Source organism: Mesorhizobium sp. M1C.F.Ca.ET.210.01.1.1 (assembly GCF_004791585.1).
Classification (GTDB): Bacteria; Pseudomonadota; Alphaproteobacteria; order Rhizobiales; family Rhizobiaceae; genus Mesorhizobium.
The window spans coordinates 1-350 of record NZ_SRUU01000146.1; the positions used below are offsets into that span (position 1 = coordinate 1).

The window sequence follows — 350 nt, forward strand, 5'->3', positions numbered from 1 at the left end:
GGCGGCCGAGATCCGCAGCCGCGTCGACGCCATCCTGGCGACGACCGAGCTCGTGCCTTTCGCCGACCGCAAGCCGGAGCAATTGTCTGGCGGCCAGAAGCAGCGCGTCGCGCTCGCCCGCGCTCTGGTCAAGCGGCCGCGCCTGCTGTTGCTCGACGAGCCGCTCGGCGCGCTCGACAAGAAACTGCGCGGCGCCATGCAGCTCGAACTGAAGCGCCTGCAGCACGAGGTCGGCATCACCTTTGTCATCGTCACCCACGACCAGGAGGAATCGCTGGTCATGGCCGACCGCATGGCGGTGCTGAAGGATGGCAGGCTGCTGCAATGCGACACGCCGCACGCGATCTACG

Annotated in this window: 1 protein-coding gene; it reads left to right on the forward strand. The window is 68.0% G+C overall.

The features are described from left to right. On the forward strand, nt 1-350 hold a 350-nt coding region (locus EN853_RS33325; protein ID WP_135861359.1), incomplete at both ends, for an ATP-binding cassette domain-containing protein.